The sequence below is a fragment of the Microcystis sp. M090S1 genome, assembly GCF_020246295.1.
GTDB classification, from domain to species: domain Bacteria; phylum Cyanobacteriota; class Cyanobacteriia; order Cyanobacteriales; family Microcystaceae; genus Microcystis; species Microcystis aeruginosa.
This window is the reverse complement of the sequence record NZ_JADBTF010000057.1, coordinates 1-9107: the sequence shown is the minus strand read 5'-3', so window position 1 is coordinate 9107 and position 9107 is coordinate 1. Positions and strand designations below refer to the sequence as shown.

Here is a 9107-nt window from a genome sequence, read left to right as displayed (position 1 = left end):
TAGGGTTTGCTGAAAAAGTTTGTTGGTGGGGTTAGGAGTCGGTCGTCGGTCGTCAGTAGCCGGTCGTTTCAGGCTTTGTTGCCCTCTTTTTTTTGTACCAGTTTATGTACTAAAAAAGGATCATGCAAGGTTTTTGAAGGTCTTAATCCTATTTTCGCAGCATGAACATCGGATTTTAACAGATCAAAAGCCTTATTTTAAAAGGGTTTTACCATTATTCAGCAAGCCCTACATAAGTAGCAGAGGCTAAGTCTGGGTACCGGCGGTGCGGGACGGTGCTATAGCGAGTTTCCTACCCTATTTATAAATCTTTGTCAAGTGCAATTTATACCAAATTAGATGAGCTTACCCTACTCATTTTGTCGATATTATTTTGATTTTTCGCCCTACTTGATAGGCGATAAGTACCAATACTTATCGCCTAAGTGGGATGCTCCCACATAGCTCAATTCAAAACCCCTAGCAAATCCTTGATTTGCCCTTACTTGAGGTGGCTTAAATTATTGATGTAAAACACGAGTTTTAATGATACTCTCGTTTTCTACCCACCAAAAAACCGCCGATACCTAAAGCGATAATTCCTAAAACAGTTGAAGGTTCAGGAACCAGGGCATATTGAACGGGGCCTGAACCGTTATCATTAGTTCCAATATAGGAAAAAGTAGCCTCCATGGCACCGAAAGCGGGCATTAGCAAGAATTCTGGAGTAAAACTAGACGTTGAAAAATTCAACCCTAGAAGGATACCATCTAAAAATTCCACAGTAGGATTAGAGTCCGCATTAACAGCAGTAAAAGTCGAGCTTAAAAAATTCAAGTTGACTTGAGATACATCTAAAAATTCAAAGCCTGAACCCGTTAACAGGGAATTATCATAGCTAAAAGTTCCAGAAAAAGTTTCTCCTGTCAATAAACCGGTTTCTATTGTTCCTGCTAGATTGTAATTTACGATAGCCGCTTGAGCGGGATTGACTTGCCGAACTGCAAGACTTAAAACTACCCCAGAAGTAATCACTGCGTTGCGTTGCCAGGAATTCATGATTTTGTCCTCATCCAATAAGATGTGCTGAAAATATTAGGGTTGAAAGGTGCGCGTTTGATGAGTCGCGCCCCTCAATTCAGTTAGTTAGAGAGCCTAACTAAAGATGAAATTAGCTTGAGTCAAGGTAGAGGCATTAATTCCATTGAGAATGGCTACATCTTGTCCAAAAGCTTCAATAATGGTATTTGCACCCGCTTGATGATAATCCCAATTCGTGCCGCGAGAACCAAAACTTAAGCTAGTAGAGAAGAAACCAATCAGATCCCCTTGATTTGCTCTGTAATCAGCGATGATATTGGGATTTGCCGGTAAGAGCGCATCATTTTCTGTAATCCAGAAATTATCCTTCCCTGTCCCTCCGGTGACGATATTATTACCACCGGCAGACCCCAAGAAAAGTAGATCATTCCCGACACCCGTATCGATACGGTTATTGGTTCCGGCGTAAACGGTGTCATTGCCCGAAGCGGTACGGATGTTATTACCACCGACAGCAAAGCGAACGTTGACAGTGTCATTCCCGCTTCCCGTATTGAGAATTTGATTATTGCCGATAAATTGTTTGCCATCGCGCACAGCCGCGTCAAAAGTATCATCGCCAGACGTTCCGTTAACATTTGTTGGTAAAGGGGTGATACCATCGAGAACCGTATCTTGACGGAAACCGAGGCTTTGAATCCGTTGATCTTCTGATTGGGGAGTATCGGCCTGGTTGAAGGGGTGTTGTCCGTTGTTATTGTTGTAAAAAGCTGAGAGATACTCCGCAAAGGCATCCTGTATCCGTCCGGGTCGGAGATTGGCGTTCCCCAGAGAATCGGGTTCGTCAAAATCAGTCAAACGACGGATATTCTGGATCACCGTGGGATAACTATCACCACCATTTGCCAGGAAACCTGGCGTGACAACACTAAAAACGGTGTTGGAAGCAACTACTAATTCCCCATTTTTCACAATGGTTTGGACACTATTGCCCGTTGCATCTGCTAGGGCCAGACTGCGAATCCGTTGACTGGTTGGAGCGTTGGGGTCATAACTAAAGTTAAAGCCACCGATTTGACCAAAACGACCGTTCCCCGTTTCCACCGAAGAAATCATGTGTTCGGCCAGTTGGAGAAATCCGGTGGCGTTGACTGTACCGACAACGATATCGCCATCGAACCGTAAGGAATTGGAAATATCAAGTTGAGAGACATCCCCTTCCTCTTTGCCCACTTCGGAATTAGCTTGAGGGGGCAGAGGAATAATTCCCGAATCTCCGATTTCAAACCGTCCAATCTGATCCCGAATCGAGCCTCCATTGGTGAAGGAGATATCGATCTTGTTAAAGCCAGGTAGTAGGTTATGCTCATTCAAATAGGCTTCGGCGTAGAAGTCTTGAGCGTCTGCGGTCAAGTTACCTAAATTAGTCTCTTGGGTGCGTACATCCCCCCGAACTCCGTTGAGAAAAACATCGGTTTGACCGAAAATAGTACCGTCTAGGATGTTAACGAAGTCTTGTACTCCATCGACAATTCCGACTATATCTTGATCAGCTTTAGCTTTAACTTGATCAAAGGTAGTAATCGATTCATCGTAGAGGCGATCGACTCCCGCAATATCAGTGGCATAGGGACCGCTATCATCTCCAATCGTGGTGATGACACCTCGATCATCAAAAGTGACGACTAATTGATTCAAGTAGCGATAATTTGCGGCTGAATTGACGTAAATAACCCGGTTATCTCCACCCCCGTACATTTGGGGAAAGGGTTGCAATAACTGTCCGTTATTTTGTTGGGTTTCATCTTCCCGTAGGGGGGGAACTCCGGTACTGGAAGACATCTGTTGGTGAGAACCACCCCCAAAAAGTAGATCAACCCCTAACCCGAGGGCTGCCATTTCCTCGGCCAAAGCGATTTCGATGCGGGATTCTTGCAGGTGAGTCATCAAAACAATCTTATTGATGCCCGCATTGCTTAAAGCTTGGACTTCGGGGGTGATGTTGCGGATGATGGAATCCACTTGCACATCCACGGAAGTCGTCCCGGTAATCACGTTGCCGTTGGCATCCCGGGTGGTTACTTGTATCGCTCCGGTATCGGCGATCGATTTGAGATAGGGGGTAACAATGCCGATAATTCCCACTTTTTCGCCGTTAAAGTCCTTAACCACGCTTCCGGTTAGGGTATTGGGTAAAGGCGCTCCCCCGTTAGCGACCACGGCTAAACCGTTGGGAAGGGTAACATTACTATAATCGAGGTTATTGGCTAAATAGGGGAATGCGGCTCCCGGATATCCTCCTGCACCGATACCGACACCGCCATTCTGCCCATTAACCCAATTAGGATTCGGGGCGACCAAGTTGAGGAAAGAACCGGCACCGCCACTAAATTCATGGTTGCCCACTGAGGCCACATCCCAGCCTAATTCATTGTTAATGAGGATGTCGGCGATGCCCCCTTGATCCGCCTGTGGATTAGCCGTTGTGGCGTTATCGTAAATATCGCGGCTGGCATTAAAGAAGGGACTGGAAATGTAAACATCTCCCGTAGTTAATTTCAGAGTATTGGCGTACCGGTTATCCAAGGCATTCATTACCGCCGAGAAGCCAAGAATATCTTGAAAAGCCGGAATACCCGCTTCTTGATCGGAGGCTTGCAGAATTTGTAGGGTAAACGGCAAGTTGAGGGTTGCAAGGATAGGTTCATGATCGGCGGGCTGATCGATAAAATCAACGTTGACATGAACGATATCGTACTCGGCCTCACTGGCGAGATTATTGGTTATCAAAACATGGTCTAAGGCTTGGGAGTTACCTTGGAAGTTGAAGGTGGCGCGATCTCTGACATCCAGGGTTTGAGAAAGATTGGTTAGCACCCCACCACTGAGAATTTGCTGGAACTCTTCAAAATCAAAGCCGTTAAGATCCCCTAAAACCACCACGTTAGCATTGGGATCGTCCGCCAGAATCGCGTTGACTTCGCTATTGATAACCGTAGCTTGATTGGCTCGTACTTCCGCGCTTCCAATATTGGGGGGTTGAACATTGCCAAATAAACCATTGCCACCGCGTCTGGAGGTCAAGTGATTGTTAATTACCGTCACTTCCTGTCCGTTAAACGTAAAGGTGGCGACTAGAGGCTTGCGACTGTTGGTAAAAGCACCATCATTATCGGGCGTGGCGATGGGGTCGGTGATCCGTCGGAGGGAACCTTCTACAAAGCTAACACGATCAGGGTTATAGAGATAGCCAACTCGAATATTAGTACCTGGCGCACCCCCATCTCGACCATCGACGGGATCGATATTCAGGAACTGGTAGGTAGGACCGCCTGCGGCCGTGATCGCGTCGATTAAAGCTTGATAGGTTAAATCCGCCGCTACCGTACCGTCGTTGATCGGGCCGTTGTTGTCTTGAATTTCCTGAAGTCCGATAATATCGGGAGCTCTCAGGTTATTGACGATTTGATTGGCGAGTACGCCGAATCTCTCGAGGCCACCTGGGTTCGATTCAGTGGGATTGAGATTTTCCACGTTATAACTGGCGATCGTTAGCTGATCTGCCGTGCCTATTAGATTCGTCACTTCCCGTTGCAATCCGCCAGAAGTGGCTTGAACTGGTTCGGTTACTAAGACCCGGTAGTCACCGAACGCGTAATCAACTACCCCTGTCAGATTCCCTAAGAGATCGCCCACATCAACTCGTGGCAGGCCTGTGGCGCTGATTTGAATCCGTTCGGGGTTGAAATCATCAGGAGCGATGCCAATACCACCGCGACTGTTGATGCCGGTAGCGTCAGCCCCTCGATTCGCCACCGTCCATATTGAATCCGAGCTAGTAGGTCGGATAATCGTCGGACTGACCGCCATGGTATCCTGTACCGTTACCAGCATTCCTTCCAAGCTTTCATAGAAGCCGATACCGGTATTTAAATCTAAGGGGATGTCGAAGGTGTCAGGGGAGAAGTTCGTTCCTGCGATGATTTGGTTGGGGGGTACGCGACCTCCCGATCCGATGAGAATGGGGGCGGGTAAGGGATTGCCCGAACTTACCACTTCGATTCTGTTTCTGTTTAAGCTGGCACGGATCCGGGTGACACTGAGAACAGTAAGGTCGTCTTCTAGTTCCGGGTTGCCGTTTTCGTCGAATACCGGGTTGCCGTCTTCGTCGAGTACATTCACTCGCGGTCGTCTTTCCTCCACCTCCTCTCCACTGACTCGAACCGACGCTCCAACCGTGATATTGAGTCCGTTTACACCGAGGTTTCTCGTTCCCGTAAAGACGAAGATGCCTTCCGAGGTTCGCGGATCGTTGTCCGGATCGGGGTCTTGTAGGTAAAAGCCATTATTGGCGATCGCCGTGACGATTCCGGCTACATTGCTCACCGGCGTCCCTGTTAGGCTCGATACTAATCCAGTTCCCTGAATGTCGCGGATGCGAATTTCCGAAAAGGTTGTCTCGGCTATGTTCAGGTCGTTGTAAGTATCATCTTGTCCCAGAAGAGGTAACTCTAGTGCGGTTGGATCGGCAATAGTAATCATCGCTTTCTTGTCCTTTGTATCTGGATAAATTACACTCGCTCCGTTTATTTCGTCTATCTGTGACGATGGGGAGTATAGAGTAAAAGTCTGGTGTGTCAAAAAATACAGGTAGAAACAGACGAATAATTTCTGATCTCATAGACTGTAGAGTGGTATTCATCGAATACCGACTTTTTTTTCTACGACCTGCGGTGATAGGGTCTGAAAAATTTCTAATGCGAAAAGCACTTAAAATAATAGACACAGAAACAATACTATAGGACTTTCTTTAACATCTAGATAAGACAAGATTAACAATCGTCTTTTGCTCGATTAATTTTGTATTGTATCGTTTCTCACAAATGTGAATTGCATATATATTCTTGCCAATAAAGGGGTTTAGCCTCGCAAATATACCTCAAGTTGCTGAGAAACCCTATGACTGGTAACATCCTCGGTTACTCCCAGAGTTTTTCTATTAACAAAAGATTCTCAAGACATTTAATATCAATAGATTGAGTTCTTTGTCATTAATTTTTTAATTTTGATTACTTGGTCAAATTTTTATTAAGAAATAAGTGGTCCTTGCTAGGGCATTTGTGCAGCAAGACCGCCTCCCAGATAAGAGTTACAAAATTTATAAATTGTCAGGGTTTTCGGAGAGTACCAGAAGATGGGTAAAATGAGAATTGCTGCGGGGCTTTCAACCGAAATTTTCGGTAAAGGACTTACGCTCTAATAATGTACCCAATCATCTGGCGAATCCTTGAAGAACTTAAAGAAAGCGACTGTATAGCTAGTCCTCTTCAGCATGAGCCTGTAGGGTGCGTTCCCTCAAACCATTGTGGCTTTAACATTAATTTGTATTTGGGAACGCACCACCCCCAACGCTTACTCCCTATTGGGTTTCACTATCATTCAACCCAACCCACAATTGCAGGGTGATTATTCTTTTAATTGTCAGCATCAGGATTTTCAGGCTTGGGGGACTTTCAGGATGGTTTAGTTGAGCGCTGTGATTGATTTGCTGCTCAAAACCTAGGGCTATAGGTGAGAATTTTATCGAAAAAATCGGGTCTAAAACCTCGCCTTAGGGCGAAAAGTTTTGGGAGCGGGGCATAAATCCCCGTTACAAAAACGGCCTCCTGCCCCCTGCCTCCGTTAATAATCAGTCCCGAAAATATTGCCCTTAATTAGCTTTAACTTTCTGCCCGATTGTATCGGCAGTGGTAGTAGAAACCATGGCCGCCATAACTTGTTCGGGGGAAACCGTAAAAGGTAAACGATGAATGTCAGAATTAGGCTGACAGGCAATTGCCGCCGCGTGGCGCAATTGGGCAAGGGAAACGTCTCTTAATCCTAAATCCTCTAGGGATTTCGGTAAACCAATTTGTTCATAAAACTGGATTAGTTGCCCCCGGGCCGATACTGCCAATTGATTGCCCAAAACTATTTCCTCTAGACGCAATTGGGCGAGGATGCCGTAGGCGACTTTTTCCCCGTGCAGGGCATGATGGCAAGCGGGAATATGGGTTAAACCATTATGAATTGCATGGGCGGCCACGGTACGACAATTAGCGCCCCCTAAACCACCAATTACTCCGGCTAATAAAACGGTGGCATCCACCACCTGTTTCCAGTCCTCCCCGCCGATATTTTCCAGGGCTGCCGGGGATTTTTGGAAAAGAATATCCCGCAAAACCCGGGCCTGTTGGACAGCGGCAATGATCAGGGTTTCTGTGCAATGACCGCTACTGACGGAAGCTTCGTACCATTTAGCGATCGCATCGCCAATACCGGCGATTAAGGTTCTTTTCGGGGCAGTTTGGATAATACCGTAATCGAGAATTAATAAATCCGGGCAACGGGCTAGGGACAGATCGTAAAGAAACGCCCCCGCGTCGGAATAGATGTTAGATAGGGCTGTCCAAGCGGCACAAGTGGCCGCGGAGGTGGGAATCGTGGCGATCGGCAAATGGCACTGATGGGCGAGTAATTTGGCCGTATCGAGGGCCTTGCCGCCACCCACACCGATGATAAAATCTGCCTCATGACTCTTGACAGATGCCTTTAAATATGCTAAGGAATTTTCCGAACAATCGGGGGCATAACTGTGATAGCTGGGGGTGAGATTTTTCAGGGGAGATGACAAAAAAGCTAAATTGCGATCGCCGCCCACCACCAGGGGACGTTTGCCCAAATCCGCTAACTTGCCGGTGGATTCTTCTAGGGCATTGTCACCCCGAATCACTTGTGCGGGGGCGATTAACAGGGGCAAAACAGCGACAGCATTGGACATTTTTTGACAACCTCTCAGGATTATTGGCTAATTTTAGCGAAACTTTCGGGAAAAAGCTGTAGTTCAGGAGTATTATCCCCCGGGGCGGAGAAGGATTTTTTAATCTGTCCTAAGTACAAAGGAGCAGATAAACCGGGCTGAGGGTGAACCAGAGTGCGAGCGCTAATGATAAATTGATTATTACCGCCAGCACCGGCGCGACCAGAGGAAAACAAGTCACTAGCGGCTTGTTTTAGGGTTGCCTCCACCTGCTCGGCAGTAACAGTATTGGGCAGGGAGATAACAGCTTGATTAGCTCCGTTATCATAGACAAGGGAGAATCTCACCGCTCCCGGAATTTCGGTACGAGTAAATAATCCTAACCCAAGACCGAAAATTCCGACCGTCAACACAGCCATAAAGCTAGTGACACCGACGAGACGAAAGCGGATTCCCCAACCGACGAGAAAAGCGATAATCGTGAGTACCAAAAAAACCAGCGTGGCAATACCAGACCATTGGATGTATTTGGCAAAGTTCAGGGGAATGTCCATATTTTCTATAATACTGATTCTATGAAAACGGTTAGCATAAACCATTGTACCTATCCTGTTGTCGAAACTTTCCATTCTGTGCAGGGCGAGGGCTTTTGGACGGGAAGCAATGCTTTTTTCCTCCGTTTGGGAGGTTGCGATGTCTATTGCCCTTGGTGCGACCAAAAAGAGTCTTGGAATGCCCACCGTTATCCCCAACAATCCCTGCGGGAATTGGTAGAGATGGCAAAAGGGGCTAACCCCGCTATGGTGGTCATTACCGGGGGTGAACCTTTGATGCACAATCTTGATCCTTTGACCAAGGAATTAAAAAATCAGGGTTTACGGGTACATTTAGAAACTTCTGGCGCTCATCCTTTTACTGGGGTTTTCGATTGGGTGACTTTTTCTCCTAAAACTTATAAAATGCCCGATCCTAGTATTTATGCACGGGTGAATGAGTTAAAAATTGTCGTGGCTCATCCAGAGGATTTAGACTGGGCAGCCATCCAGGAAAGTAAGTTATCGGAAGGGGTGATCAAATATCTGCAACCCGAATGGAATACAGTGGAAAGCAAAGAGTTAGTCTTTAATTATGTTCTCCAGCATCCCCAATGGCACCTCAGTCTCCAAACCCATAAGTTTTTAGGAGTCCGCTAGTCAGTTATCAGTTATCAGTTATCAGTTATCAGTTATCAGTTATCAGTTATCAGTTATCAGCTTTTTTCTCCTGCTCCCATCTCCCCCCGCAACGC

Annotated in this window: 5 protein-coding genes; 1 reads left to right on the top strand and 4 read right to left on the bottom strand. The window is 46.6% G+C overall.

Features of this window, described 5'->3' with window-relative positions:
• Nucleotides 1–522 precede the first annotated feature (522 nt).
• The 4 genes from IM477_RS02330 to IM477_RS02315 form a co-directional block, all read right to left on the bottom strand.
• Nucleotides 523–1038, bottom strand: coding sequence for a PEP-CTERM sorting domain-containing protein (locus IM477_RS02330; protein WP_287730404.1), 516 nt, complete (start codon nucleotides 1036–1038; stop codon nucleotides 523–525).
• Between the two features lie 96 nt (nucleotides 1039–1134).
• Nucleotides 1135–5562 (bottom strand): DUF8508 domain-containing protein, encoded by a 4428-nt coding sequence (locus IM477_RS02325; protein ID WP_287730403.1) that lies wholly within the window; start codon nucleotides 5560–5562, stop codon nucleotides 1135–1137.
• A 1168-nt stretch (nucleotides 5563–6730) separates the two neighbouring features.
• Nucleotides 6731–7840 carry an iron-containing alcohol dehydrogenase family protein gene (locus IM477_RS02320; protein ID WP_287730402.1) on the bottom strand — a complete coding sequence of 370 codons (1110 nt, stop codon included), beginning with the start codon at nucleotides 7838–7840 and terminating at the stop codon, nucleotides 6731–6733.
• A 20-nt stretch (nucleotides 7841–7860) separates the two neighbouring features.
• Nucleotides 7861–8418 carry a Ycf51 family protein gene (locus tag IM477_RS02315; RefSeq protein ID WP_016514618.1) on the bottom strand — a complete coding sequence of 186 codons (558 nt, stop codon included), beginning with the start codon at nucleotides 8416–8418 and terminating at the stop codon, nucleotides 7861–7863.
• Here IM477_RS02315 and IM477_RS02310 point away from each other — a divergent pair.
• A complete protein-coding gene (locus IM477_RS02310; protein ID WP_287730401.1) occupies nucleotides 8395–9012 on the top strand; it encodes a 7-carboxy-7-deazaguanine synthase QueE in 618 nt (205 codons plus the stop codon). The genes IM477_RS02315 and IM477_RS02310 overlap by 24 nt on opposite strands.
• The last annotated feature ends 95 nt before the right edge of the window (nucleotides 9013–9107 follow it).

Excerpts from the sequence above, each read along its gene's own strand:
- IM477_RS02330 (WP_287730404.1), bottom strand. The coding sequence starts at position 1,038 with ATGAATTCCTGGCAACGCAACGCAGTGATTACTTCTGGGGTAGTTTTA.
- IM477_RS02325 (WP_287730403.1), bottom strand. The coding sequence starts at position 5,562 with ATGATTACTATTGCCGATCCAACCGCACTAGAGTTACCTCTTCTGGGA.
- IM477_RS02320 (WP_287730402.1), bottom strand. The coding sequence starts at position 7,840 with ATGTCCAATGCTGTCGCTGTTTTGCCCCTGTTAATCGCCCCCGCACAA.
- IM477_RS02310 (WP_287730401.1), top strand. The coding sequence starts at position 8,395 with ATGAAAACGGTTAGCATAAACCATTGTACCTATCCTGTTGTCGAAACT.
- IM477_RS02315 (WP_016514618.1), bottom strand. The coding sequence starts at position 8,418 with ATGGTTTATGCTAACCGTTTTCATAGAATCAGTATTATAGAAAATATG.